A 26040-nucleotide genomic window follows, 5' to 3' on the forward strand; every position below is an offset into this window, starting at 1 on the left:
GATATATTACATGACAGGTTCCTTGATATAATGTTTACAAAGTCCAGCAATCACCCCGATCACGCTCATCACCACCAGCGGGTGAACACCCAGTACGGGAAGCACCAAGAAAAGTACCCTATGCTAACGGATAACAGAATCGGCCAGCCAGGTGAGTATAGGTGTCTGGGCAATCGCCATGTTCAAGAAACCGAAGGACAAAAACAAACCAGCAAATGCTTAAGTGCGTTACAACTTTATTGTGAAAACAGGAGTGAGATTTTCATGTTCAGGCAATTAGAATATTTCATTCAAATTTGCAAAGAAGGAAGTTATACTAAGGCTGCAGAAGTTTTAATGATTTCTCAACCTACTTTAAGTCAACAGATCCGATTTTTAGAGGGAGAAGTTGGAACCCCTTTGTTTGAGAGAGTTGGTAGAGGGGTAAAGATTACAGCTGCCGGGGAAATACTTTACCAAAAAGCTCTTTTCGTAATGAGGCTCATTGAAGAATCGAAGAAAGAAACTTACGAGTTACGCAATGCTCGAACAAATAAACTTTTGATAGGCATCTCGTCTATGGACTTTTTTTGTTTAAAACCCCGGTTTTTGAAATTCCATGAACAGTATCCTGATATCACATTAAAATTTTCCAGTCAAGAGAATGCATCACAGCAATTATTGAATAGTAGTATCGATATTGGCATTACCGACAATCATGAACCAAACAAAGAAATTCATATGATGCACCTATATAAAGAAGAACAAGCATTGGTCGTTTATGAGGATCATCCATGGGCAGATCGAACCGTTATTTCTTTTCAGGAGCTAGAAGATTTAGAATCTGCCTTATTTGTTAGGGATATAAGTGTAATCGAGCAACTTCATACATTCAGCGATAAGATCACCAAATCTTTGCAATCAAAGTTTGAGTCAACTTCTGCGGAAATTCTTCTTTTTATGGTACTGCATAAGATGGGGGTAGCTATTTTACCTGCTTCTTTAATTGAAAGCTTTTTTGGTCAGAAATTGAAAATGATTCGTCTTGTAGATCCAACGCCTGTTCGTGAGATCAAGCTTATTTTTAAAAAACATCATTACAACAATCCTTCGGTTCAACCATGTATCAACTTTTTTCTAGAACAATCGAAAAAGTTGGCAGACTACTATGGCCACCACAAATAATTCAACACAGCTTAAGGTTTGGAAGAAATGGTATCGTGAAGGCAGAAACTCGGTTTCTAAGGCAGCAATTAGACATGAGTCGGAAAGGTACTATCCATACGGACGAGGAGATCCTGCCGGGCAGCATATCTGGCCTCCGCTTCATGGACAGGTTGAATGAAGGAATGTAGGGGAGTTGACCACCATGAGCTATGGCCTCCTATGGCAACAGGTAATATCAAACTTCTGCAAAATTCTTTAACAAGATGCTGTAAGCTTTAAGTGTTCAAGCACTAGCACAACATACTTTTTCATGCTCTCCAATATTTCTTTTGCTTCATCAGAATAAATTTGATCACCGAACATTTTATAGAGCAGCATATAGTCATTGTATTCGTCCAGCCATTCGTTTACCTGAATTAGTACCACTTTTCATCCACTTCCTTCCTATGGCTTCATTTATCAATTACTGACTAGAATTTTGCTTGCTTATCGATTAATGTCCCTCTTTACCGCCAAACATTTCTTGTGAGTAAAAAATACCTAACCCATATGCGCCGCCGTGTTCTTTAGCAATATCTGTTGTCGCTTTGTACGTTTCGGAACGTGCCCAATCACGTTGCAATTCAAGCAGGTACTGTTCCCAAGTAATTGGTGTCACACCAGCCTGAATCATGCGCTGAATGGCCATATCGTGAGCTTCTTTTGATACACCGCCTGAAGTATCGGTAACGATGTATACTTCATATCCTTGATCGATCGCGGAAAGCGCAGCTGATAAGTCGCAAACCTCTGTCCATAGACCAGAAATGACTAGCTTTTTATTACCATAGCTGTTCACTTTATCTACAACACGTTGATCCTCCCAGGCATCCATCGTTGTACGGTCGATTGGCTGCTGATCAGGGAATACTGCTTGGATTTCCGGGAAAATCGGTCCGCTGAACGACTTTGAAGCTACCGTTGTCAAAACGGTCGGAACATTGAAAGCCTTAGCTGCTTTAGCAAGTCCAGTTACATTATTACGCAAATCCTGGATATTAATCGACGATGTACCAATTGCCATTTGCGGTTGGTGGTCGATCATTAGCAGCGTATGGTTCGTTGGAGTCAGCAATCTTGGAGACGGAACCGCCTTTGCCTGAATGGCAGGTTTGTCTTTGCTAGCGGCAGTCGCAGCAGGCGTTTCTGCCTTTGCAACGATCATAGATCCGAATGCGCTTGTCGATACGACAGCAGTTAAAAGTGCTAGCGTTGTTACTGTGCGGCTTGTAAGTAATTTTTTCATGGTTGTTAGCTCCTTTTTTATTGAAATATCAGACACCGTATCCACTTGTTTATATTTTGGCAAGCATAATGCCCCTTCGTGCCCGCCACATCGTATGGGCATAAAATACACCCGCGCTGTAAGCGCTGCCATGTTGCATAGCAATTTCTATAACGGCATCATAAGTCTCTTGACTAAAACTTCTTGAATCTGCGGGTGGATTGAACCCGAGAAGGTAACAGCCACAACGGTTGTTAAGATGATGGTGCATTGAATACTTTTGCCGTTTTAGCCAGTCACACCGTATTATTGATGACGGTCTGTCTATCGGCACATTGCACACCGAATAACATTTGTGGTTAATGGTCGATAAGGATGATGGCCGAGTTACCTGCAGTAAGCAAATCGGTTTTGTCATTAAGCATGTAGAATCCCACCTTTCATTTTATTAGTTACGGCAGCATCTGAAACAACTAGTTATGAAGTCCGTTGCATGCTCTTATAGTATTGAAACGTAATATATCGATCAATTCTCTTTTTTCTATACGTTCTATAGATTAAAATTATAGTATCGTTCTTCTATATAACATAAGTATTCCCGATATGTTCCATAGAGAAAACCAAATTGATAGATGCTTTGTTCTGCTAATAGAATTAGTTGTATGTATACCCGGAAATGCTTGGTTTTTCGAAGTCATCCGGGCAACGGCCGATAATTAGAATGTTTTCTGTATCAAGTGAGGCTGTCCCAAAAGTCATTTTAATGACTTTTGGGACAGCCTCTTTTAAATAAAATTATATTAGCTTCGCCCTTGAAGATATAGCTAATGACTATACATGATATAGAAATAATGGAATTGTTCATAAATAATAATTTCAATATGATAGGACAAAACAGAAAGATCATGCGAGGAGTGTTAGCAAAATGGAAAAACAAACAGAAGGAATTCACCATATAACGGCTTTTGTAAAGAATGCTCAAAAAAATGTGAACTTTTATGCAGGGGTGCTAGGTCTGAGACTTGTAAAAAAAACGATCAACTTTGACGCTCCAGAAGTTTACCATTTGTATTTCGGTAATGAATCAGGTCGTCCAGGTACCGTAATCACCTTCTTCCCATATGAATTGGGTCGTAAAGGGCGTATTGGTGGAGGACAGGTCGGTATTACAACATATGTCGTTCCTTTAGGTGCACTCGATTTTTGGAAAGCGCGCCTAGAAAGCTTTCATGTTTCTTATTCTTTAAAGACGAGGTTTGATGAGAATTACTTAACATTTTCAGATTCGGATGGCTTACAGCTAGAGATTGTAGAGCGCGAGGAAGGGGATTTGAGTCAGTGGTCGTTCGGTGGTGTTTCAGTAGATAAAGCTATCAAAGGTTTTGGCGGCGCTGTCCTGTATAGTACCGCACCTGAGAAAACGATAAATGTTCTAGAGCAAGTCTTGGGTCTTCAAAAGGTGAACCAAGAAGGGGATTTTATTCGCTATAAATCGACAGGGAGTGTTGGTAATGTTATCGACGTAAACGTTGCGGCAATGGAGTGGGGCATCAGTGGATCCGGTACAGTTCATCATATTGCATGGCGCGCAAAGGATAATGAAGATCATGCTTCATGGAGAACTCATGTTGAGCAACACGGTCTTCATCCTACACCCATTATCGACCGGCAATATTTCAATGCGATTTACTTTCGTGAAGAAGGCGGCATACTGTTTGAAATCGCCACGGATCCACCCGGATTTGCAGTTGATGAGCAGCCAGATGTATTAGGTCAAAAACTAATGCTTCCGGAATGGTTTGAGGCTAACCGTGTAGAAATCGAAAAAGGTTTATCACCTATCCAAGTACGTGTGATGGAGTAAGAACGGAACCTGATAGGAATGAATGAAGTATTCGTGAGTTTGTTTTAACAATTTAAATAGCTGATAAGGGAGTTCTAAAATGATCCAAGTATTCCCATCTGATTCCCGGTATAACGTAGATCAGGGATGGTTGCGCAGCCGTCTAAGCTTCTCGTTCGGCAATTACTATGACCCCGATAACACCGGGTTTGGGGTTTTGCGAGTATGCAATGACGATGACGTAGATCCTAGCAAAGGATTTGGTGCCCACCCGCACAGTGATATGGAGATATTGACAATCGTACTTTCAGGGTCCGTTCGTCATGAAGATAACTTGGGTAATATGGAAGTAACAACAACTGGGGAAGTACAGCGAATGAGCGCGGGGTCCGGAGTCGTCCATGCTGAATATAACGCTTCGGAGACTGAATCGATGAGAATTCTTCAAATTTGGTTCATGCCAAATGTACGGGGATTAGATCCTTCCTATGAAACCCGTAGGTACAATTCAGAGAAGTTAAAGAATGCCTTGCTCCCCATCGTCGATCCGCAGGGATCAGAGCAGATTGTTAAAATCCATCAAGATCTAACTCTCTATTTATGCAGATTGGATAAAGATAAAGATATTACCTTTCGGCAGGAAGATGGACGCCGGATATTCCTTTTCGTCATCGAGGGACGACTCACTGTAAACAATACTCGGTTAGGTGAAGGGGATACGGCTCGAATCGAATCTTTGGCTCAGTTGAGCATCATGGCGGAGGAAGATGCATTTCTAATGCTGATTGACCTTCCATAAGAACGAATAGGAGGGTTTGTATGAAAGAGGTACTTGTGGTTAGGCATTCGGTTGGAGGTAGGACATTTATTCATACCGAACAACAACCTATGGAATATTCGGTGAGACGTATGGGTCAGGGTTGGAGAATTGCTTTAAACATTACACAGAACGTGGATATTCATGAGATTCTCCGTTGGAAACAGGAATTAAATGTGTTTCTATTTCGGGAATATGATGATCAATCTGCGAAAAAAATTTGGTTTTATGTTAAAGAAGGTCCTGTTACGTACGACAATCAGCTCAAGCAAATTACTATTTTCGCCGAGTCTCGGATCGAGTATATTCCGGATAAATTTGGCATTTAAATCATGGATGGCTAAGAAAATTTTATTCAACAATCTATGGAGGTTAACTATGGGCAAAATAGGAATATTCGGATTTGGGCGTATTGGAAGGCAATTATTAAGAGTCGCTTTGCAGGATCAACTTTTCGTTCCGGTTTCAATTTCAGATATTAAAGATGAAGTGACGCTTGCCGCTCTTTTCGAAGTGGATACTAACTATAAACGCTGGCCAGAAGGTGTCTCCGGAGGGGATGGTCTAATGGTTATCGGCGGACGGGAAATTCAGTTTATCAATTCGTCTAAAGAAGTTCCGGATTGGAAGGCCTTGGATGTGGATCTGGTAATCGACTGTACAGGCCGAGCCGTTACCCGTGCTATTGCTCAAGTCCATTTGGATCGCGGTGCAAATCGAGTACTGGTTAGTGGACCAAGTAAGAGCCTTGAAGATTGTGATGCTGTATTGCTAAAAGGGATAAATCTAGATAGTTTCGACCCGGAAAAGCACAAAATCATTAGTATGGCGAGTTGTACGACAAATGCATTGGCTCCAGTCGTCAAAATCGTAAGAGAAAACTTCGGGATCAAATATGGTCTATTCTCGACCGTCCATTCCTATACAAACACGCAATCACTTACGGATCAGCCTATGAAGGATCGTCGGGATTCGTGGGCCGCTGCGGAAAATATCATTCCTTCTTCATCTGGGGCCGCAAGAGCCCTTAAATTCATATGGAACGATTTACAGATTACAGGTAAGGCATATCGAATTCCGACTCGTACCGGAAGCATTGCTGAATTAAACCTTGTTACGGAAAATCCGTGTACGGCACAACAAGTAAACGATATTTTCCGCAGTGCCGCCACAGATGGCCAGTTGAAGGGAGTCTTGGATGTTTTAGAAGGTGAATGGGCATCTTCCCGTATCGTAGGCGATTCCCATTCTTCCATCATTGACCTTCCTCTGACGCAAGTACAGGGAGAACTCCTATCCGTAGCAACATGGTACGATAACGAATGGGGTTACGCTTCACGATTAGCTGAAGTAGCGGCTTATCTAGTAAATAAGTGATAATGCTATTATTAATAAATAAGATTAAACTTAGGGCTATCGAACATTACACCGATAGTCCTTTACCTCATTATTTAGTTAACGTGACGTCAAATTAGTGTGTTGTTGACAAAATATCTTTACTACCGTATTATTTAAACAGTTGTTTTAAATGATTGTTTAATAAAAGGAGTGGTAGAAATGGGACCGTCAATAGCGGCTTTTTTGAAGCCTGCAACAACTAAGGTAGGGATTATTACAGCGATTACGTTTCAGCTGCTGTTTAGCATCATATGGATGACCGGGTATTCGGGAGTTTCGGATAATACGAAGAATTTGAAAATCGCGATCGTTAATGAAGATCAAGCTATGGGTGGCAAAATTGTTCAAAGTTTGCAGAGCAATCTCCCTTTTAAAACGGAAGTTATCGCGTCGAATGAAGAAGCACAGAGCAAGCTTAATATGCGTGAAGTGCAGATGGTTATGCATATTTCACCGGATTTTTCGAAAAAAATGCAAACGCCAGGACAGACAGCACCGATTACCTATACGGTGAATGAGTCAAATCCGTCTATGACGAAGTCAGTCATGCAAGCTGTGGCGGGGAACATTACGGCAACGGTAAATAAAGAGGCAGTGGCGGCAGGGGCATCGGCTGTCTTGACACAGATGAATCCACAGCTTCCAGCTGAGCAAGCGACTCAGATTGCACAAGGGTTGGCGAGTAAGGTGAGTTCAGACATCCAAAGTACCAATAAAGTAAAGGATATGCCGAATCAAATGCTGCCGATGATGCTCGTTCTAGCTTCCATTGTAGGTACGATGATTATGGGAATGAACTTCAGCGTTTCAACCAATCTATTAGGTGCTTCTCTGTCTAAAACGCAAAAACTGGCAGCACGAATCGGAATAACGGTGATTGCTGCGATTGTGGTTGGACTCATCAGTGCCATCATGGTTGTTTCGTTAGGAGGACATGTAGATAAAGGGTTTGTTGCTCTTTGGGGCTTTGAATCGTTGTTCTTATTAACGTTTGCCTTGGTTGCTCAAATGTTTTTGACATTGTTTGGGAACGCAGGGATGCTATTTAACATTGCTATGCTATCTCTTCAATTGGTCTCATCAGGTGCGATTGTACCGAGAGAGCTTCTGTCAGATTTCTATCATTCGATCAGTAATTTCTTCCCGGCAACGTATGCAGTGAACGGGTTGATGAATATTTTGTTCGGTGGACCTGGTGTTGGAAGCGAAATTGGCTTCTTATTTTTGATTGCCGCGGTGGCGCTTGTCATTGATATATTGGTTGTATTTGCGAAAAAAACAAAGACAGTTCCAGCGGTAGGTCGTGTTCCATCAAACGCTTAACTAAGTATTAGGAGGGCGCTAGGCATGGTTCATCAAGAGTCAGATATGAAAATGAAAATTCTATTGGCCGCGAAAAAGCTGTTTGCACAGCATGGATTTGATGCCACTAGCGTACGTCAAATATGTGAGGAGGCCGGGGCCAACGTTGCTCTGGTTTCCTATTATTTTGGTGGAAAAGAGAGCGTTTTCCATGAAATATTTAAACAGTTTTTCCCTGCAGATAAATTAACCGAATTTTTTAAAGTGGAAGATCCGCTTGCGGGTATCCAACTGGTGATTAGTGAAGTTGTCAAGATTCGAAATGAAGATCCGCAGATGATTAGCTTGATTCAAATGGAGATTATCACGATTACCCCACGTGTGGATAAAATGAGAGAGCTTGTTTTCCCGCTGTGGAAAAAGGTTCGTGATTTATTGGACAAGGGCAGACAAGATGGGCTCTATGAGTTTGAATCGCTGGATAGTACGCTTATGTTTGTGTTAGGAGCTATGTTTTTTTACAAGCAACGAGAGTTCTTCGAACCGATGTTTACAGAGGAACGTCCGGATTTGGAAACGCTCATTGGGCAAACCACGACATTTATCATGCGTGCGCTCGGATATAACAAATAGAGTAAGGCGCTTTCATTTGAGAATCCCGAAATAATTGTAAATAGATGTTGAAATTTGGAAGTTTATGTGATACTTTTAGTATATTGTTTCGAACTTATGATGATATAGTTTGATTTGCGAAGAACGCAAATTTCGGAGATGAATTCTCCGGGGTTTGCGTTTTTTTCGTTGTGTTCGTAGGAGAAAGGAAGGAGGTGATCGATTGAATCGCAGGAGAAGCCTGCTGATTAGTGTGGTTGCGGCATTGCTGGCTGGATTGCTCGTATACGGGGTGTATGTGTTGCAAGTGAATCAGGTCGAGCTGCAGCAGACCGTTCAGGTTGTGGTGCCGAAGGATTTTATTCGAGCGGGGCAGTTTATTCATGCCGATATGGTCGAGTTCAAGGCGATTCAGAAAGGTAGCTATACATCGAGTATGATGACGAAGCTTACAGATGTTGTTGGACAGGAATCGATGATTCCTTTAGGCACACAGGAGCCTATTCTGAAGTGGAAGTTGAATCGTTATCATCTCCTTCCTAATCAGCAACAGGCAACTTTTCAAATACCCAAAGAGTACCTGCTTACGGTTTCGAATGGTATTCGTGCAGGAGATCGGGTTCGTATGTACGTGTCAGGTAGCGATGGCAGCTCACGCAGGTTGTTTGGTGAGAAGGAAATTACGGTGGCTTCTGTGAAGTCATCCGCCAATGTGGAGGTAGACAACCCGAAGAACTCCAATTTACTATCCAAAGCCCAGGGAGACGAGCAAAAGATGTATACTTCCAGACTGGAAGCCAATGGTGCCATAGATCAGATCAATTTGAATTTGACGGAAAACGAATGGCTCCAGATCGATCAATTATGCTCAGCGAAGAAGGCGAAGCTGGTCATTGCGTTTAGTTCCACGTCGATTCAAGTCCAGGAGTAGGATGTATTTCGGCAAAAAGAGAGGTGAAACCAAGTGCAAATCGGACTGGTGTCGACAGATCAGCGATTAATTGATGAGCTTACGAATGTGGTGTATGCCAAACCGTTTGGGTGGCGAATATTTGGTGAGGCGAATGATTTACATCCTAAATCAATGGAGCAATCTTACTCCCATGTCATTCTTTCGGATCGGGAGCTCACGTACGGGGAGCTGGAAGAGTTTCTTGAAGGCATGCAGGGACAAGAGCCAATGATGAAAATCATGGTGTTACTTTCGAATTATCACGATGCTTCAATTAATGAGAAGTATGTGAAAATGTGCAAGTTGATGAAGCTAGATTATATTCTTCCAGGACGCAGTACGGCTGTGATTGCGGATGAAATCCGCGCATGGGTTGATGGGTCAAACGGCGGTCAATCCAATCAGTCGCTTTCTGGTAAATTAATTACGTTTGTTGGCTCTACACCGAATATTGGTACGACGTTGGCGTCTTTTGGGGTAGCTTGTGCACTCGCGATGGAAACTTCGAAGAAAGTAGGTTATTTGTGTTTGAATCTCAAAAGCTCAAAGCTTCATCGATATTTAGGGCGTGAAGAACACTTTTTTACGTTAGATGGATTGAGAGCGGAACTGAAGGCGCAAAGCTTAACGCCAGAAAGGTTGCTCCACGTTTGTGATAAGCCGAAAGAGGCACATGGCCTACATATTCTGTATGGCAATATGCTGCGTGAGCAGGCGGAATTCTTCACGCCATCGGAAATTATCCATTTACTTCGTGTGGCGCGAGGCGCTTTTGACATCTGCATCATCGAAGTTAGCGCGTATTGGGATAATGCGGCGACGGTAAGCGGGCTGCTGGAAGCAGATAGCAAAATTGTCGTCACGACTGGGGATATTGCACATTTTCAGGAGGATTTCTCGAGGTGGATTAGGCAGGTTGGTTCTGTATTTGGCTTGCAACCAGATGCTTTCGAGCTGATGGCTGTACAAACGGATCGCCATGCGAAGCAAAGCGAGTTCACGATCAAAGATATTCGCAAAGAAACGCAGCTTCACTTAATTGGACATGTCAGTCGACATGGAGATGCGCTTGCGCGTTGCAACCAAGGTAAGCTGATGGAACTGCTGAACCCAACGCATCCCATGCATCATGAGGTGAAGGCAGTAGCGCGTAAATTTGCTGATTTTTACAAACTGCCACAGAGGACGAGTGAACGGCAGGAAACATGGTTCCAAAAGCTTATCGCCGGCAAACGCGCGGTCAGTTAAATCAGTATCAGGAGGGTAAGGGAGTGAGTGGGAAAAGGTTTTCGATGATTACCTACATGCATGAACGAAGGACGGAAGAGGCTGTGGTTGGATGGGGTCGCTACCCGACATTACAGGCAGCTGGTGCTAGTGATCTAAGCGATAGTGTGGTCGAACGGACTAACGAAGTGCGTGGGAACGGAAGCAGTCAGGATCAAGCGGGCACAGGTGAGGAAGCCTTTTTCCAGCAATGGGTGCAGGAGATTCGTAGTGAGCTTGTTGCCTTGAAAGGCCGATCAGAGACTGAAAAACAACTGTATAACGAAACGCTGAATCGCGCAATTCTGGGCTATGAAGAGGATCGTGGCAAGCTGCTGGCCATTATTCATGATCTCGTGTCGAAAAGGAGACTTTCAGATATCCCGCCTAGGACTAGTGGGTATACGACATTGCCTGAAGCGATTTTTGCCGAAATTATCGGCTTAAATGTCCTTGAACTCGTCCTCAAACAGAAGGAAGGCTTAGAAGAGATACAGGTTGTGGGGAAGCAAATTTTTGAAGTGCGTGGAGGAAAGGCATCACCTTCATCTTATGAGCTTCCTTCTATCCGAGAATTAGAGCGAATTCAACAAAATTTAGTGTTATTTAACCACGATACCCTCAATCCTAGAAAGCGTTGGGCGGAGGTTGTTCTGCAGGATGGTTCGCGTGTGACGATGACAGGTTTCGGATTTACGGCTGAACCCACCTTAACGATTCGCTTCTACACTGTAAAAAGATTTGATTTAGCCTCGCTTGCCTCCCCAGAACTGGCCACAATGGATTCCCGCATGGAAGTGTTACTTCGTTGTTTTATTCACACGTATTTCAATATGGTTGTCATTGGGCCGACAAATTCGGGGAAAACCAATTTAATTAAGGCGCTTATTGCCGAAATGGACGATAACGAACGAATAATTACAATCGAATCGCGATTTGAGTTGAATTTAAAGCGAGATTTTCCTCATAAAAATATCGTCGAATACGAAATAGACGAGGAGGATCCGAGGCATTCGGGTTTGCAGGCTTTTAAGCTAGCATTAAGGCAGTCTCCAAAGCGCATATGTCACGCAGAAATTAGGGATGAAGATGCCAATTTGTATGTTCGCGCTTGTACACGTGGTCATGAGGGCAGTTTGACGACTGTCCATGTGAGTGAGCTGGAAGATGTACCAGATGCGATTACTGACATGTGTATGCTGGATGGCAGAGGGATGGATTCGAAGCGTTTGACGAAAAGGATTACGGAATTTGTGACACATATCGGCATTGAAATGCAAGTTGTTCTCGGGAAAAGAAAGATTGTGCGAATCGTCGAATACCGCTATGAAAATGAATGCGTTTTCGTCACGGATTTAGCACTTTATGACAACTCGACAGGCAAATGGACATTTCCCGGGAAATTGTCGCTTCATGCATCGCGAAAAATAAGGAAAGCCGATCGCGTGCAGCATTCGCTGTTGACGGAGCACGGATTTATTGAAAATGAAGGGAAAGAAGGCGGATTTGAGCCGTGATTCTCGCCAAATATGTCTTTCTCTTGTTGTTATTTGTGCTCATCTATGTCGTTTTTCAAGCTCTGCTAGAGCTGCTTATCCGACAACGCAAGGCTAGGTTCAGATTGCACTATGTAAGAAATGCCACAGTTAGCGCGCGAATAACCACTTATTTGGAGACATGGGGCGGGATATATAAGCATATCAAGGAGTTGCTGGAATCCGTCGAATCAAGACTAAGCATGCAAGCCGTGCTCACAATAAGTTTTGTTGGGTTGTTATTCGGCTTGTTGGCTGGGGGCGTGTTTTTTCAAACCTTCAAAGGCGCGCTTATTATGACGGTGATTGGCACTTCGCTGCCGTATTTACTGCTTCGGGTGAAGTTGGTAAGTGTCCGATTGCGAACGAGGTTAGAGTTTCTTCCGGCTGTTGAAGTGTTTTTCCAGTCTTACATGATGGACCCTAATCAGAATATGAAGATTGCGCTGAAGTATTGTATAGAGGAAAATCGTATTTTGTACCCGATTAAGCCTGTATTCGAGCAATTATATCGCCATTTAATGACGCAAAGGGATACCGAAGAAAGCTTGAGGATTTTCAACCTAACGCTTGGTCACATCTGGGCGGACTATTTTACAGGAATCATGCGTGTGGCCTTAAAGGAGGGAAGCTTTGTCGGAGATAGCTTGAAGGAACTGATCACCGACATGCGTAAAGCACAACGTTTTGATCAGATGGAAAGAAATCGACTATTGGAAATTCGCATCGCCAATTTTACACCAATCGGCTTTATGGTCTTATTCATGTGGATTAACTTTAAAGTAAACGCAGATAACGCCTATTTATATTATGTGATCGATCCCGCTGGTCGGAATATGATTTTGGATGCACTTTTGCTGATTTTTGTATCGTTTCTGATGGGCATCTACTTGTCTATGCGAAGAATGTGAGGAGGTGAATGCTGTGGTTATGGTCAATACCCAGCTGTTAATGCTGCAGTACGCTTCGCGTTTGCTATTATTTATACTTTTTATGATCATGATTTACCAGGGCCTAAGGTACATACCAACGCGCAAGAGAAGATGGCGTTCTTTACAAGTAAAGAGCACGTTAAAAGAGGCCGAAATCCCCCCGTTGTTGTATAAAATGCTGTGTATGAGTACGAAAGCTGTAGAGGCGAAGCGCCAATTGTTGTTGGGATGTGGGATTTGGCTGAATGCGAACCTATATGAGGGTGCGAGAAGATTGCTTTTAGCAGGAACAATGCTAGTAGGTGGTATGGGATATGCGGCTTTCGAGCATCCTTGGATCGCCGTGCATATGCAGCCTGCGTATGTGTTAGTTGGAGCGGCAGTCGTGTCGATTTTTCTTATATGGGATAGCAAGGTTCTTGCACAGCTCAAAGAAAAACGATCACAGCGCATCGTGCGGGATATTTATGCGATCAGTCGACAGCTTTTATACTACAATGATTCAAAATTGAATTTGCATGACAAATTGTCCTTATGTGTCGGTCAAACGACGTCGATTCGAGCTCATGTTCAGCTGCTGCTCAATGAATGGTATCAAGGGGCCGAAGAGGCGATTTCCCATTTTAAAAAGAGACTAGGAACGGAAGAAGCCCATAGCTTTGGCGAAACGCTGAATGCGCTCAGGTTGAATGAGCATGGGGGCTATTATGAGTTGCTGAAGCAACGCATTCAGGATTACAAAGAGAAGATGGAGTTGATTCGCGACAGCAAGAAAGAAACGGTATCGTATGTGCTTTTTGTACTTGCGGGTTTGCCGATTCTGAATACGTTCCGGGTGTTTATGTACCCTTGGATCGCCGAAGGGCAACGATTATTTGATGCAATTAACTAACATGCGATGGGAGAGCAAGAAGATGAGAAATATTTTGGTAACGGTGATGATGCTGATTGTGGTGGCTTTATTGTTTACAACGATTATTAATGATGGCTCAACAGGTATGAGAAGGAATATCGGGACCCATGGGACGACAGCGAACACGAATATTACGGCACTTCAACCTTAGAAAAGGCAGGCGGTGTATGAGATCCATTCTTATTACAGTACTTTTGATGATTGTTGTTATCGGCATTTATATGGATGTTGTTGGGGGAAGCACGGGAACGCGCAGACAGGTTAGCGATAGCGGGGCTAGAATAAGTGGATCTATAGAGCGGATTAATCCATGAAGCAGATTTTGGTGTTTATACTATTTGCGACTCTGCTCTGTTGGTTCATGTTCGCACCGGTGTACAAGCATATCATTATTGTTCGACAGGCCGTGCTGCAAAAGGAAGTGGATTATTTGCTCGAGGTTGGAGCGAACGGCGGCCATGGGTATATCAATGCAGCGATGATTGCCGAATCCAGGGAGCGTATGGCAGAAAGAGGTTTCTTGGTTGATGAGCTTGCGTATATGGTGGCTACCAACTCAGGTGTTGGTGGAACGGATGCAAGTGCGCCAGTCTGGCGAGGAACGGGGTTGAAGTTAACGATTACATATCCGTATCAGCGGCTTTTTGTCATTGATCAGCTAGTCGGCATTTCGGTGCCGCTGGCTTCCGATCGAATGGGTGCGACGGGCATGAAGATGAGTGAATATGTGCCGTGAGAGTTGAGGGAATGGCGTGTATAAGCTGCTATTAATGGTGTTAATGAGCGTTGTATTTATGTCGTTGTATGGCCTTCAAACCGATGAAGAGTTAGCCATGCATACCGTGTTTCAGGGAAAACATGGGCTGAACAATGCTGTGCATGCCGCTGCTCAACAAAGTGATGCAGCGAAGCTTGCACAAGGGATTCATGCGATTGATGAGGCGAAAGCTAGAGAGGCTGCGATGGCCTATTTACAGTCCAATTTACGCTTAAGTGCGGAGAATGAGCCCTTGCCGGATACGTTTTTGCAGAGCACGGTGGTAGTTGATTTATTTAAGATTGTTAATGAAGGGGAAATATTTCCCTATACGTATCGAGATGATGCGCAGGACTACACGGTCACGCTGGAACGACCTGGGGTCATTATGTTTATTCGGTTGGATTTTCCGCGGACGTACTCGGTTTTGCAGCCGATTACTTGGACGATTAAGGCTTCTGCGGAGATGGTTTATTGAGGTAAGCCCATCTCACCTCATCTCATCTTGTCTTGCCTTCCCTCACTCTCACTCTCAATCTCGCCTACGCTCATCCCTCACGCAGTTTAACTGGAAAACATACAGCTAATTCGAGTGAAGAAGATATGAATTTGAGTATAGATGGAAAATGTACAGGTAATTTCCTCGTAAACACTCAATTACGCAAAATTCGAGGGAAATAGCTGGAGGAAATCCAGTTATTCTGCAAAGGAGCCCAAAAGTGGACAAAATAGATACAGGAAATCCAGTTATTTACTGGAGTTGGTAGATGTAGCTAGTGGAGAAAGAGTACCGTTAGAGCGATAAAGGTTATTTAGATGTATAATGGAGGTGAGGTGTTAATCTACGGCGTATAGGAGTCGATTACGATGACGATTTTTCAGCAAAGGCAGCAATGGCTGCAAGATGAGATGCGTAAGCGAGGGTGGTCAGGCTTCCTGGTCACGCACAATGTCGATATATATTACTACTGCGGCTCCATGCAGACAGGGTATTTGTTCATTCCGACGGATGGCGAAGTGATCTATCTCGTCCGTCGTAGTTTGGTCCGGGCGGAGGAGGAAGCGGCAGCGGCCGTCGAAGCGCTCGGGTCTTGGAAGACGCTCGGCGAGCGGCTGCGCGCTCGCATGGGCGGCGCTGACGCAGCGGCGGCTGAGCCGCTGCGTGTGGCGACGGAGCTGGACGTGTTACCCGTCCAGCTGTACGTGAAGCTGCAGACCGCGCTGCCCGGCGCGGTCTGGGAGGACGGCTCGCTGCTCGTGCGAGAGCAGCGCATGATCAAATCGCCGGACGAAGTCACGGCGATTCGGGAGGCAGCGCGCGTCGTCGACGACGCGCTGGAGGCAGTCATCCCCCACATTCGTGAGGGGATGGCGGAGGTTGAGCTGATGGCGCTCATCGAGCATCAGCTCAGACTGCGCGGGCACCAAGGGCTGATGCGCATGCGCGCGTACAATTCCGAGTTAATCACCGGAATGGTCGCGTCAGGCGCTTCGGCAGCGGTGCCCACCTATTTTGACGGGCCGGCCGGGGGCACGGGGCTCCACCCGTCCAGCCCGCAGAGCTCGGGCCGCGCGCTGATTCAGCGCGGCGAACCGATCCTCGTCGATATCGGCTGCACCATCGACGGATACTTGATCGATCAGACGCGTACGCTCGTGATCGGGGATCTAGACCCTGAGCTGCAGCGAGCTTATGACGTGGCGGAGGAGGTCCTCCACGCCACGGAAGCGAGGCTGCAGCCGGGTACGATTGCTGAGCATTTGTATCTGCTCGCGCTGGATCAAGTGCAGGAAGCTGGGCTGAGCGCCCACTTCATGGGGTATGGCGCTGACCAAGTGAAGTTCCTTGGTCACGGCATCGGGCTCGAAATCGACGAACTGCCTGTTCTCGCCAAGGGCTTCAAATACCCGCTGGCGCCCGGCATGGTCATCGCGATTGAGCCCAAGTTCACCTTCCCTGGGCGAGGTGTCGTCGGGATTGAAGATACGTATCTAATCACCGAAGGTGGGTACGAGAAATTGACCGTTACCCGTGATGGGATACGGCGCATTTAAGTATGAAGTGGTTAAGGCTGTCCTGAAAGTAGAAGTATCTACTTTCATGGACAGCTTTTCATGTTTAAGGGTCCATTCTTTGGAATAGCCTGAATGAGATAAACCCGCGCCCTGCCTGAAACATCAGCCTTTTGTGCGATATATGCACATGCTGCGAAATATGACTCATGGGCTGATTTGTGCGAAAAGTGCACCATGGCAAACTGCATCGGTTCTTTCCAAGAGCGAAAACCATTCTCTATAATGAAATCACGGAAGCGGTTACCAAGTACCGAAAGCATTGGAGAAATCGATTCGTAACACTAGTCATATGGGAGGGATTCCTATCCAGCAGTCCAAGGTTCAGCAGGAGGTCGGCGTTTCGCGAATGAAGACCTATCCTGCCTTGCGTAATATGAAACGAAGCAAATACTTGTATATGATTTTTTTCTTGCCCTTTTGCTACTATGTATTGTTTCATTATTGGCCGATATACGGAATCATCATTGCTTTCAAGGATTACAACATTGTTAAAGGCATCACCGCCAGTCCTTGGGTGGGCTTCGATCACTTTAATAAGTTTTTGATTGACCCTTACTTCTGGAAGCTAGTGCGCAATACGTTGCTGATTAATGTGTATGAACTTTTTTGGGCGTTTCCGGCTCCGATCATTTTGGCGCTGTTGTTAAATGAATTAAAAAGCCAGCGATTGAAAAAATTCGCGCAAAGCGTTAGCTACCTGCCTCATTTTATATCTACTGTTGTGGTGTGCGGGATGCTCGTCAACTTCCTGACTACAGACGGCTTAGTTAACCAGATTATTGTGTGGTTTGGAGGTACTCCGATTCACTTCCTGATGAAGCCTGAATGGTTCCGCACCATTTTTATCTCCTCAGGTGTATGGCAAAGCATTGGTTGGGGCTCGATTATTTATTTAGCTGCATTAACTTCAGTGGACGAGGAATTGTATGATGCCGCCAACATCGATGGTGCCAACCGCTGGAAGCAGCTGCTGAACATTACGTTGCCTGGTATTGCACCTACAATATCCATCATGCTGATTCTGAATGTCGGCAGACTAATGGCCATCGGTTACGAAAAAATTATTCTACTGTATAACGGATCGACTTATGAAACTGCAGATGTCATCTCCACCTATGTCTACCGAAGAGGTTTGCTGGGCAGCGATTTCAGCTATGCTACCGCTGTTGAACTGTTCCAAGCGGTTGTGGGGTTAATATTGCTTGTATCGGCTAATCGGCTTTCCAAAAAAATCAGCGAAACCGGCTTGTGGTAGACGAAAGGGGAGGTAGATATGAACAAACATGGTTCGATCGGCTCAAAAATTTTTGACAACTTCAACATATTGTTTCTTGTGCTGCTGGTGTTTGCCACCTTATATCCAATCTACTATATCTTTATCGTGTCGATCAGCGATGGCAATTTGGTAACAAGAGGCATGATCAAATGGATACCGATGGATATCACGTTCGATGCTTATAAGGTTGTATTAAAAAATCCAGAAATATGGCGGACTTACGGTAACACGTTGCTTTATACCACAGTAGGTACGATGATCAATGTTATCATGACAGCGTTATGTGCTTATCCACTTTCCAGAAAAGATTTTTACGGTCGAGGCATTTTTATTTTTATGGTCGCGGTAACGATGTTTATTAGCGGAGGGCTAATTCCGACGTATCTGGTGGTACAGAAGCTCGGGCTCGTCGATACGATGTGGGCACTTGTGCTTCCTCCGGCTATCAGTACGTTCAATATGATCATTATGAAAACGTATTTCGAGGGCATTCCGATGGCATTACAGGAATCCGCCTACTTGGATGGGGCTAATGAAATCCAGGTACTGTTTAAAATCATTATTCCATTGTCGCTGCCGGTCATGGCTACGATGGTACTGTTTTACTCGGTTCATCATTGGAATAGTTTTTTCCCAGCGTTGATTTACTTGAATGACAGCGATAAGTTTCCGGTTCAGGTGCTGCTTCGTAATATTGTCATTGCCGGGGAATTTTCCGACCAGACGGCAGATATAGGCAGTGCTTCATCGAACTTCCGGGTCGTTGCGGCCAATTACAAGTTTGCGGTCATTATTATAACCATATTGCCGATTTTGGTCGTCTACCCGTATTTGCAAAAGTATTTTGTTAAAGGCGCAATGATCGGTGCATTGAAGGGGTGACCATGAAGTAGAGGAAAGGGGGGATGCCTGAGCGTCGATGACGATGTAAGCTTATCTGCAGAAACGAAGTGATTGCACAAGTAGGTATGAGTAACATTATTGATAAGCAAAGGGAGGTTTTTGCATGAAAAAAACATGGGTAAAAGGGTTATCATTATCGCTTTGCACCGTAATGGTTGCATCGGGTTTAGTCGCTTGCACCAGCGAGAAGGAAGCTGCGCCGTCCACAAATTCCATAACCACGAACAAACCGGCCACAGCTGCAGGGTCATCTAAAATTTCGGAGAAAGAGCGGGAAGTGAAAGTAACGTTCCCGGAGCATCCGAACCAGCCGGTCAAAAACTTCGCGTTAGTTCAACAGGAAATTTTTAATCAGACGAATATTAAATTAAAGTTCGAAAATGTGCCGAACAGCAATTATAACGATAAAAAGAAAACACTTTTAGCGACGAACAACCTGCCTGATATCATTGAGATCAATATGTCCGATGTCAATAACTTTGCTTCAACCGGCGTATTTGTCCCACTGCTGCAATATATGAATAAGGGATTAATGCCGAATTTCAAAAAGTTTTGGGATCAGAACCCAGACATGGCAAAGATGACGGCTAACGGTGAACTGTATGGATTTCCGGCAGTAGGTCGCAATGAGCTGAAGAACGGTTTTGGTCCGGTCATTCGTACGGACTTGCTGAAAAAGCATAACCTAGCGACACCGAAAACGTTCGATGAACTGTTGACCGTGCTTACGGAGCTGAAGAAGATTTATCCGGACTCCACACCGTTCTCTGTGCGCAAAGGCAGCGGACCTATCCACCAGTTATTTAAAACGATGGCTTATCCATTGGGCTCAGGCGTGGGCACAGGTACTGGTATTTACTTTGACAAAGATGTTGGCGGCGGACAGTATGTGTATGGTCCGGCTACATCCCAATTTAAAGATGTGCTTGCTTTTTTCAATAAAGCATTCACATCGGGCGTGTTAGATAAGGATTACGCGGTGGCAACTCAGCAGCAATGGACCGAAAAGCTGACCAGCGGCAAGTCGTTCTTCTTCTTTGACAACAGTGGTTTCGCGCTGGATTATACAAAGCAGCTGCAGAAGGCGGTTCCGGATGGCAATTTCCAGATCATTCCGATCCCTGCTAACGCAAGTGGTAAAGCTAGAGCGGAATATTATGCTACGACTCTGACGGACAAAATGTATGCGATCAGCTCCAAAGCGAAAGATCCAGAAACACTTATTAAATTGATCGATTGGATGTACACGGAGAAAGCGTCCAATCTGATGAGCTACGGCGTTGAAGGTGTTCATCATACATTGGATGAAAAAGGTCAGCCGAAGCTGAAATCCGATTATGTCTTGAAATTTAAAGACGGTCAGCCGACAGCTTTCTATGCCATGTACTCGGATCTTGGCTCTGGTAAGCTGAGCTTCACACCTTGGTTCGCTAATATGGATCCGCAGGTGCAGGTTGAAAAGCTGACAGGCAGCTGGAGCGCAGAGCATGAGACATACTGGAAAACTGTTGCTGAAGATAAAGCCTACCACGATCCGTACATCGATCCCCCGCTTACAATAGAAGAAACAGCTCGCGTGAAGGAAATTTTGGCACCGCTTAACACGATGCTGGAGCAAGAATACGATAAGTTTATTATGGGCGTTAAGAAAATTGATGAATACGACGCTATTATGAAAAAAGCCCGTGATACGGGTGGTTCGGAGTTGGAGAAAATTTACAATGGGGCATTGGCCAGATTGTCTCAGAAAAAATAAGTGAAAAGTAGGAAACCGAAGCAATAGCCTGTTTCACCGTGCTGATCGGACGGATGGTGCGGTGAACGGCATGCAGGTTATTCAATTGCTGAGTCAGTACTCTAATAACGGAGGTATCTTAAGCACATGCAGATTCAACCGATCGCCAAAGGCGTTTGGCCTACGATGGTGACTCCTTTCACCGACTCGAATCAAGTGGATTATAAGGCTTTAGAGCAAATGATCGAGTGGTATATTGGGCATGGGGTTGCTGGACTTTTTGCTGTTTGTCAGTCGAGTGAAATGTTCTTTTTAACACTCGAGGAGCGAGAGACCATTGCCCGTTTTGTGGTGGAAAAAGTAAGAAGTCGCGTCCAAGTGATTGCTTCTGGGCACATTTCAGATTCGATCGAAGACCAAGTGATAGAGCTGCAAGCGATAGCGGCTGCAGGCGTACAGGCGGTTGTGCTGGTCAGCAACAGGCTGGCGCAGCAGAATGAATCTGAAGATGTGTGGAAGTGCAATGCGGAAAGGCTGCTGGATGCTGTACCGTCTATTCCATTTGGTATTTATGAATGTCCATATCCTTACAAACGGCTAATCTCGCCGGAATTGTTGGCATGGTGCGAGTCAACCGGCCGGTTTACCTTTTTGAAAGATACGTGCTGTCATACCGAACACATGGGGCAGAAGCTGGATGCGGTGCGAGGTGGCGCTTTGCAAATATATAACGCTAATACAGCAACTTTATTGGAAACGCTTCACTTAGGAATTCATGGCTATAGCGGCATTATGGGCAATTTTCATCCAGATCTGTACGTTTGGCTAACCCGCCATTACGCAGAACAGCAGGAGAAAGCAGAGAAGCTGCAGCATTTTCTGGGCATGTCCTCTGTCATCGAAAGTCAGTTTTATCCAGTCAATGCGAAATATTATTTAAGTCTGGAAGGACTGCCAGTCGGGTTGCATACAAGGACCAAAGACCATCGGAACTTGACATATTCGAACCGGCGCGAGGTTGAGCAACTGTTTGCGCTAACCCGCCAATATAGAGAGCAATACCAATTGTAGAGGAGAGATCATTTATGAAGCTGATTCAGCAAATAAAACAATTTGTTTTCGAGGACGACCGTCCTTTCAACAGCTGCCACGCATCGACGGTTATTGAATTTCCTAATGGGGATCTGCTGGCAGCGTATTTTGCCGGAAGCAGGGAAGGCAACCCAGACGTCGCTATCTGGTGCTCCAAGAGAACGAATGACGTCTGGTCGAAGCCGTACAAGGTTGCTGATGAAGAAGGGCTCGTTCATTGGAATCCAGTGCTGTACCGCAAAGATAACGGTCAAATCGTGCTTCACTATAAAGTTGGGTCCCCGATCCCAGAATGGTATACACGAGTAGTCCTATCTGATGATGACGGTGCGACATGGAGCCAGCCGGTCGATCTGGTCCCAGGAGACATAGGAGGTAGAGGGCCAGTTAAAAATAAGCTAATCGTACTACAGGATGGCACATGGTTAGCCCCTGCATCAATCGAAGGCGATGTGTGGGATTGCTTCGCTGATATTTCCCATGATCAAGGCGTAACATGGTCCCGCAGCGAGCTAGTTCCGGTCAATCATGGAAATGAGGAGCAGTTGGGTACAAAGGGAGATATGCAGCTGGTGCGGGGTAAAGGGCTCATTCAACCAACACTTTGGGAGTCGAAGCCGGGGCATGTGCATATGCTCATGCGGAGCACGGCAGGATTTATATACCGTAGCGATTCGTCCGATTCGGGTAGAACATGGTCGCCAGCCTACCGAACTTACCTGCCAAACAACAACAGCGGGTTCGACTTGGCTCAAATGGATGACGGAACGCTTGTACTAGCTTACAATCCGGTCGGCATGTATAAAGGACCGCGTATGCCTCTGCTGTTGAGTGTCTCCAAGGACAACGGAGAGTACTGGGAGGAATTAGCGGTTTTGGAGGCGGAATACCGCTCGTTCACGATTCCTATTGAGCCGGGAGAGTACTCGTATCCAGCGGTCATCGCCAAAGGGAACCGCATCTATGTGACCTACACGTGGAAGCGGGAACGAATTGTATGCTGGAGTCTGGAAGTCGAAACGGCTTAAGAGGAGGCTCATTATGACTTGGCTATTGCAACTGAAGAAGCAATTTGAGCTGCCCGCTGTGGCTTACCGGTCCGTTCCATTCTGGGCATGGAATGACGATTTGCAGAAGGAAGAACTGCAACGTCAGATTGAAGATATGAAAGAGCAAGGAATCGGCGGCTTTTTCATGCATTCCCGGGACGGCTTGGAGACGCCCTACTTAAGTGAGGCGTGGATGGATGCTGTCAAAGCATCGGTAGCCAAAGCAGAAGAGCTTGGCATGCAGGCATGGCTGTACGATGAAGACCGTTGGCCATCGGGTTCTGCTGGCGGCAGCGTACAGGCCCAAGGTGACGAATACCGTTCTAAAGGTTTGACGATAGAAGTTGTACGTTGGAACGATTCATTTGAGGACGACGGTCGAGTGGCTGCCGTATTTAAGGCGGTCATCGAGGGGAATGAAGTTCACAGCTGTGAGAGGCTTCCATTAGGAACGATGGAGGCCTCGGCACCATTAGCTGTCCAAGCGGATTCTTCAGCTGCGGCTCGTTCTCCTTTGCCCTCGGGTGAGGAAGTGCTTCTCGTCTTCCGTATCGAGGTGTCCGCCCCGAGTGAATGGTTTAACGATGAAGCACCGCCCGACAGCATGAATGCGGATACGATCCGCCAGTTCATCAACGCTACCTACGAAGTCTACAAAGCGGAAGTTGGCGACCAATTTGGGCGCACCATCACTGGTATTTTCACGGATGAGCCGGGTATCCATGACCGCAACTGTAAATTTACGACAGGCCGAGGCTGGTTACCCTGGACGTATTCGTTGCCCGTTTATTTTTTAGAGAAACGGGGTTATGATATTCTGGATGTACTTCCTTATCTATATTTTAATGGTAAAATGTCCTCGATGGCCCGCCATGATTTCTGGCGTACAATATCGGACAAATTTTGCGAGTCCTACACGAAACAATTAGGGGATTGGTGCGATGAGAACGGTCTAGCTTTTACTGGGCACTATTTGTGGGAAAGCGCCTTGGGCGTAGCTACAAGAGTGGGTGGAGCCGTGATGCCTCATTACCGTTATCAGCATGTGCCCGGCATTGATATGTTATGTGAACAGACAGACGAGTACATGACGGTAAAGCAATGTACAAGTGTGGCGAATCAGTACGGCAGGAAATTCGTTATTTCAGAAACGTATGGGTGTACCGGCTGGGAATTTACATTTGAAGGGCAAAAATGGATGGGAGATTGGCAGTATGTGCTTGGCGTGAACGTAAGATCACAGCATCTTGCGTTATATTCAATGAAGGGCTGCCGCAAAAGAGATTATCCACCCGTTTTCAACTACCAGACTTCCTGGTGGAAATATAACCGGATTATTGAGGACTATTTCGCCCGAATCGGTGCTGTTATGACGGAAGGGATTCCTGTCAGGGACATTCTTGTTCTGCACCCTTCATCAACCGCTTGGTCGATGCTTGGTACGGATCCGTATGGGGCCGTAAGACGCGGCTTGGACCGGGATATTCCGAGCATTGACCAATACGGGGATGAATTTAATGATTTGTTGCGCATGCTGCTCAGTGCGCATTACGATTTCGATCTCGGGGACGAGACGATTATGGCCGAAGTCGGCCGGGTTCATGATCGGAAGCTGTTCGTCAATTTGGCGGGATATAAAACGATAGTCATCCCACCGATCCGCACCATGCTTCGCAGCACACTTGACCTGCTCTTGGCTTTCCTTGAAGCCGGAGGCCGGGTTATTGCGAGTTTGCCGGCTGCAACAATGGTCGAGGGCAGAGTGTCGGAGGAACCGGCAAGGCTATACGCTCATCCGGGCGTAATGGTCGTCGATACGACCGCCCGAATAGTCGCATCTCTTGAACAACTGCAGCCAAGGGTTGTCAGCATTCAGAACCGCTATGCGGCTGAGGTGCCCGAATTGCTGTATCTGTTGAAAGAAACCGGTGGCGGACATACCTTATTTATCGTAAACAATGACAGGCAGCAGTCGTTTGATGTCTGTATTCAAGCCAAGGCGGCAGGCCGAGTTGAAGAATGGAACGCGCTGACTGGCAGCATTGAACAGATTCCTTCTTGGACCGAGAACGGCGAGTTGCGCTTTTATGCTCGATTTGGACCGACGGATTCCAAACTGTATGTCATCATTTCGGAACAGCTGAATAGTGTCGTGAGCGCGCCTTCTAGCCTCAAACTGCCGGCGCGTCTGTCTGACGATGATTTGTATACGGCCATCGGACCTGTGTTTCGATTCAGAAGGACGATGCCCAATGTGCTGACACTAGACCTGTGCGCCTACCGTATAGAGGATGCGGACTGGTCAGAAGTGAAGGAAGTTTGGGTGGCCCAACGTGAAATCCGTGATGTGCTTGGGATGCGTCAAGTGTATTATAATGGGATTACCCAACGCTACAAGTGGATTCATAAGGCTCATCCACAGGATGGCACACCGGTTAGCTTGAAGCTAACCTTTCAGGTAACGGAAGTGCCGGCTGCAGCTATGTATCTCGTGATTGAAGGTGCGCGTCAGTTCGGCATCAGATTGAACGGACACACGGTGTCATCTGAAGCCGATGGTTGGTTCGTGGACCGTTCAATGGACCGAGTTTTGCTAACCGGTATCCGTCAAGGGATCAATGAATTGGAATTATCATGCGCTTATAATCAGGCCGTGGAATTGGAAGATTGCTACATCACAGGTGATTTCGGAGTGAGCGCAGAGAGGTGCATAACAGCCGAGCCAGACACACTCCATATAGGAGACTGGTGTCAGCAGGGTTACTATCACTACAACGGCAGCATCATTTATTATGCAGATTATCATCATCAGTATGAGGCGAACAGAAAAGCCATACTGCTGCTTGGAGATTGCTCGGCGGTGACAACGGAAATCCGGGTCAACGGCGTAACAGCAGGGCATGTGCCATGGAAGGCTGCGGATGGTATCGATCTGACGCCATACTTGAACGAAGGCTCCAACAAGCTGGAAATTGAAGTGATGGGCAGTCCGCGCAACATGTTCGGCCCGTTTCATGACGCACGTGGGCGGACAGCAACTACGGATTGGAGTTCTTTCCGTACAACGGGTAAGGAATTCACGCCCGATTACATCGTGCAGCGGTACGGTTTAATGGAGCAAATACAAATAATCAAGTTGAAAGAGACTTAACTTATTGTCGTAACATCGGAG

25 protein-coding genes are annotated in these 26040 nt (G+C 45.7%); 23 read left to right on the plus strand and 2 right to left on the minus strand.

The window, feature by feature from the left end; all coding sequences use genetic code 11:
• Window positions 1–264 precede the first annotated feature (264 nt).
• The gene (locus ACSQ8P_RS05235; RefSeq protein ID WP_436234212.1) at window positions 265–1164 is read left to right on the plus strand and encodes a LysR family transcriptional regulator; all 900 of its coding nucleotides are present in this window, start codon (window positions 265–267) and stop codon (window positions 1162–1164) included.
• 237 nt (window positions 1165–1401) lie between these two features.
• Here the strand turns inward: ACSQ8P_RS05235 and ACSQ8P_RS05240 are convergent, their stop codons facing one another.
• Window positions 1402–1572: a hypothetical protein gene (locus tag ACSQ8P_RS05240; protein WP_436234213.1), complete on the minus strand. Its 171-nt coding sequence runs from the start codon at window positions 1570–1572 to the stop codon at window positions 1402–1404.
• Window positions 1573–1639: 67 nt separating this feature from the next.
• Window positions 1640–2230: a hydrolase gene (locus ACSQ8P_RS05245; RefSeq protein WP_436239459.1), complete on the minus strand. Its 591-nt coding sequence runs from the start codon at window positions 2228–2230 to the stop codon at window positions 1640–1642.
• Between the two features lie 1105 nt (window positions 2231–3335).
• Between ACSQ8P_RS05245 and ACSQ8P_RS05250 the strand changes: the two genes are divergently transcribed.
• The 22 genes from ACSQ8P_RS05250 to ACSQ8P_RS05355 all read left to right on the plus strand — a co-directional run bounded on the left by ACSQ8P_RS05250 (window position 3336) and on the right by ACSQ8P_RS05355 (window position 26019).
• Window positions 3336–4274, plus strand: coding sequence for a ring-cleaving dioxygenase (locus tag ACSQ8P_RS05250; protein ID WP_436234214.1), 939 nt, complete (start codon window positions 3336–3338; stop codon window positions 4272–4274).
• A 79-nt stretch (window positions 4275–4353) separates the two neighbouring features.
• A complete protein-coding gene (locus ACSQ8P_RS05255) occupies window positions 4354–5052 on the plus strand; it encodes a pirin family protein (RefSeq protein WP_436234215.1) in 699 nt (232 codons plus the stop codon).
• 20 nt (window positions 5053–5072) lie between these two features.
• Window positions 5073–5399, plus strand: a complete 327-nt coding sequence (locus ACSQ8P_RS05260; RefSeq protein WP_436234216.1) for a hypothetical protein — start codon at window positions 5073–5075, stop codon at window positions 5397–5399.
• Between the two features lie 49 nt (window positions 5400–5448).
• Window positions 5449–6447 carry a type I glyceraldehyde-3-phosphate dehydrogenase gene (locus ACSQ8P_RS05265; protein WP_436234217.1) on the plus strand — a complete coding sequence of 333 codons (999 nt, stop codon included), beginning with the start codon at window positions 5449–5451 and terminating at the stop codon, window positions 6445–6447.
• A gap of 180 nt (window positions 6448–6627) precedes the next feature.
• Window positions 6628–7791, plus strand: coding sequence for a YhgE/Pip domain-containing protein (locus ACSQ8P_RS05270; RefSeq protein ID WP_436234218.1), 1164 nt, complete (start codon window positions 6628–6630; stop codon window positions 7789–7791).
• A gap of 24 nt (window positions 7792–7815) precedes the next feature.
• A complete protein-coding gene (locus ACSQ8P_RS05275) occupies window positions 7816–8403 on the plus strand; it encodes a TetR family transcriptional regulator (RefSeq protein ID WP_436234219.1) in 588 nt (195 codons plus the stop codon).
• Between the two features lie 202 nt (window positions 8404–8605).
• Window positions 8606–9313: a flagellar biosynthesis protein FlgA gene (locus ACSQ8P_RS05280; RefSeq protein WP_436234220.1), complete on the plus strand. Its 708-nt coding sequence runs from the start codon at window positions 8606–8608 to the stop codon at window positions 9311–9313.
• 33 nt (window positions 9314–9346) lie between these two features.
• Window positions 9347–10582: an AAA family ATPase gene (locus ACSQ8P_RS05285; protein ID WP_436234221.1), complete on the plus strand. Its 1236-nt coding sequence runs from the start codon at window positions 9347–9349 to the stop codon at window positions 10580–10582.
• 23 nt (window positions 10583–10605) lie between these two features.
• Complete coding sequence (locus tag ACSQ8P_RS05290) at window positions 10606–12117, plus strand: ATPase, T2SS/T4P/T4SS family (RefSeq protein ID WP_436234222.1); 1512 nt, start codon at window positions 10606–10608, stop codon at window positions 12115–12117.
• The gene (locus tag ACSQ8P_RS05295; protein WP_436234223.1) at window positions 12114–13046 is read left to right on the plus strand and encodes a hypothetical protein; all 933 of its coding nucleotides are present in this window, start codon (window positions 12114–12116) and stop codon (window positions 13044–13046) included. The genes ACSQ8P_RS05290 and ACSQ8P_RS05295 overlap by 4 nt, the downstream gene beginning before the upstream one ends.
• 205 nt (window positions 13047–13251) lie before the next feature.
• A complete protein-coding gene (locus tag ACSQ8P_RS05300) occupies window positions 13252–13959 on the plus strand; it encodes a hypothetical protein (protein WP_436234224.1) in 708 nt (235 codons plus the stop codon).
• A 22-nt stretch (window positions 13960–13981) separates the two neighbouring features.
• Window positions 13982–14131: a hypothetical protein gene (locus tag ACSQ8P_RS05305; RefSeq protein WP_164483567.1), complete on the plus strand. Its 150-nt coding sequence runs from the start codon at window positions 13982–13984 to the stop codon at window positions 14129–14131.
• A gap of 16 nt (window positions 14132–14147) precedes the next feature.
• A complete protein-coding gene (locus ACSQ8P_RS05310) occupies window positions 14148–14294 on the plus strand; it encodes a hypothetical protein (RefSeq protein ID WP_436234225.1) in 147 nt (48 codons plus the stop codon).
• The gene (locus ACSQ8P_RS05315) at window positions 14291–14716 is read left to right on the plus strand and encodes a hypothetical protein (RefSeq protein ID WP_436234226.1); all 426 of its coding nucleotides are present in this window, start codon (window positions 14291–14293) and stop codon (window positions 14714–14716) included. The genes ACSQ8P_RS05310 and ACSQ8P_RS05315 overlap by 4 nt, the downstream gene beginning before the upstream one ends.
• A gap of 43 nt (window positions 14717–14759) precedes the next feature.
• Window positions 14760–15215, plus strand: a complete 456-nt coding sequence (locus ACSQ8P_RS05320) for a hypothetical protein (protein ID WP_436234227.1) — start codon at window positions 14760–14762, stop codon at window positions 15213–15215.
• A gap of 389 nt (window positions 15216–15604) precedes the next feature.
• Window positions 15605–16792 carry a M24 family metallopeptidase gene (locus tag ACSQ8P_RS05325; RefSeq protein ID WP_436234228.1) on the plus strand — a complete coding sequence of 396 codons (1188 nt, stop codon included), beginning with the start codon at window positions 15605–15607 and terminating at the stop codon, window positions 16790–16792.
• A 280-nt stretch (window positions 16793–17072) separates the two neighbouring features.
• The gene (locus ACSQ8P_RS05330; protein WP_436234229.1) at window positions 17073–18068 is read left to right on the plus strand and encodes an ABC transporter permease; all 996 of its coding nucleotides are present in this window, start codon (window positions 17073–17075) and stop codon (window positions 18066–18068) included.
• Window positions 18069–18086: 18 nt separating this feature from the next.
• On the plus strand, window positions 18087–18971 hold the full coding sequence (locus ACSQ8P_RS05335; protein ID WP_436234230.1) for a carbohydrate ABC transporter permease: 885 nt from the start codon (window positions 18087–18089) through the stop codon (window positions 18969–18971).
• Between the two features lie 124 nt (window positions 18972–19095).
• Complete coding sequence (locus tag ACSQ8P_RS05340; RefSeq protein WP_436234231.1) at window positions 19096–20748, plus strand: extracellular solute-binding protein; 1653 nt, start codon at window positions 19096–19098, stop codon at window positions 20746–20748.
• Between the two features lie 126 nt (window positions 20749–20874).
• On the plus strand, window positions 20875–21798 hold the full coding sequence (locus ACSQ8P_RS05345; RefSeq protein WP_436234232.1) for a dihydrodipicolinate synthase family protein: 924 nt from the start codon (window positions 20875–20877) through the stop codon (window positions 21796–21798).
• Between the two features lie 14 nt (window positions 21799–21812).
• Complete coding sequence (locus ACSQ8P_RS05350; RefSeq protein WP_436234233.1) at window positions 21813–22847, plus strand: sialidase family protein; 1035 nt, start codon at window positions 21813–21815, stop codon at window positions 22845–22847.
• A gap of 13 nt (window positions 22848–22860) precedes the next feature.
• The gene (locus ACSQ8P_RS05355) at window positions 22861–26019 is read left to right on the plus strand and encodes a glycosyl hydrolase (protein ID WP_436234234.1); all 3159 of its coding nucleotides are present in this window, start codon (window positions 22861–22863) and stop codon (window positions 26017–26019) included.
• Window positions 26020–26040 lie beyond the last annotated feature (21 nt).

The organism is Paenibacillus sp. LjRoot153, from assembly GCF_964253085.1.
Lineage (GTDB): Bacteria > Bacillota > Bacilli > Paenibacillales > NBRC-103111 > Paenibacillus_E.

What these genes read in the sequence shown, in the direction of transcription:
- ACSQ8P_RS05235 (WP_436234212.1), top strand. Translation starts at nt 265, where the DNA reads ATGTTCAGGCAATTAGAATATTTCATTCAAATTTGCAAAGAAGGAAGT.
- ACSQ8P_RS05245 (WP_436239459.1), bottom strand. Translation starts at nt 2,230, where the DNA reads ATGATCGACCACCAACCGCAAATGGCAATTGGTACATCGTCGATTAAT.
- ACSQ8P_RS05250 (WP_436234214.1), top strand. Translation starts at nt 3,336, where the DNA reads ATGGAAAAACAAACAGAAGGAATTCACCATATAACGGCTTTTGTAAAG.
- ACSQ8P_RS05255 (WP_436234215.1), top strand. Translation starts at nt 4,354, where the DNA reads ATGATCCAAGTATTCCCATCTGATTCCCGGTATAACGTAGATCAGGGA.
- ACSQ8P_RS05260 (WP_436234216.1), top strand. Translation starts at nt 5,073, where the DNA reads ATGAAAGAGGTACTTGTGGTTAGGCATTCGGTTGGAGGTAGGACATTT.
- ACSQ8P_RS05265 (WP_436234217.1), top strand. Translation starts at nt 5,449, where the DNA reads ATGGGCAAAATAGGAATATTCGGATTTGGGCGTATTGGAAGGCAATTA.
- ACSQ8P_RS05270 (WP_436234218.1), top strand. Translation starts at nt 6,628, where the DNA reads ATGGGACCGTCAATAGCGGCTTTTTTGAAGCCTGCAACAACTAAGGTA.
- ACSQ8P_RS05275 (WP_436234219.1), top strand. Translation starts at nt 7,816, where the DNA reads ATGGTTCATCAAGAGTCAGATATGAAAATGAAAATTCTATTGGCCGCG.
- ACSQ8P_RS05300 (WP_436234224.1), top strand. Translation starts at nt 13,252, where the DNA reads ATGAGTACGAAAGCTGTAGAGGCGAAGCGCCAATTGTTGTTGGGATGT.
- ACSQ8P_RS05305 (WP_164483567.1), top strand. Translation starts at nt 13,982, where the DNA reads ATGAGAAATATTTTGGTAACGGTGATGATGCTGATTGTGGTGGCTTTA.
- ACSQ8P_RS05310 (WP_436234225.1), top strand. Translation starts at nt 14,148, where the DNA reads ATGAGATCCATTCTTATTACAGTACTTTTGATGATTGTTGTTATCGGC.
- ACSQ8P_RS05315 (WP_436234226.1), top strand. Translation starts at nt 14,291, where the DNA reads ATGAAGCAGATTTTGGTGTTTATACTATTTGCGACTCTGCTCTGTTGG.
- ACSQ8P_RS05320 (WP_436234227.1), top strand. Translation starts at nt 14,760, where the DNA reads ATGAGCGTTGTATTTATGTCGTTGTATGGCCTTCAAACCGATGAAGAG.
- ACSQ8P_RS05325 (WP_436234228.1), top strand. Translation starts at nt 15,605, where the DNA reads ATGACGATTTTTCAGCAAAGGCAGCAATGGCTGCAAGATGAGATGCGT.
- ACSQ8P_RS05335 (WP_436234230.1), top strand. Translation starts at nt 18,087, where the DNA reads ATGAACAAACATGGTTCGATCGGCTCAAAAATTTTTGACAACTTCAAC.
- ACSQ8P_RS05340 (WP_436234231.1), top strand. Translation starts at nt 19,096, where the DNA reads ATGAAAAAAACATGGGTAAAAGGGTTATCATTATCGCTTTGCACCGTA.
- ACSQ8P_RS05345 (WP_436234232.1), top strand. Translation starts at nt 20,875, where the DNA reads ATGCAGATTCAACCGATCGCCAAAGGCGTTTGGCCTACGATGGTGACT.
- ACSQ8P_RS05350 (WP_436234233.1), top strand. Translation starts at nt 21,813, where the DNA reads ATGAAGCTGATTCAGCAAATAAAACAATTTGTTTTCGAGGACGACCGT.
- ACSQ8P_RS05355 (WP_436234234.1), top strand. Translation starts at nt 22,861, where the DNA reads ATGACTTGGCTATTGCAACTGAAGAAGCAATTTGAGCTGCCCGCTGTG.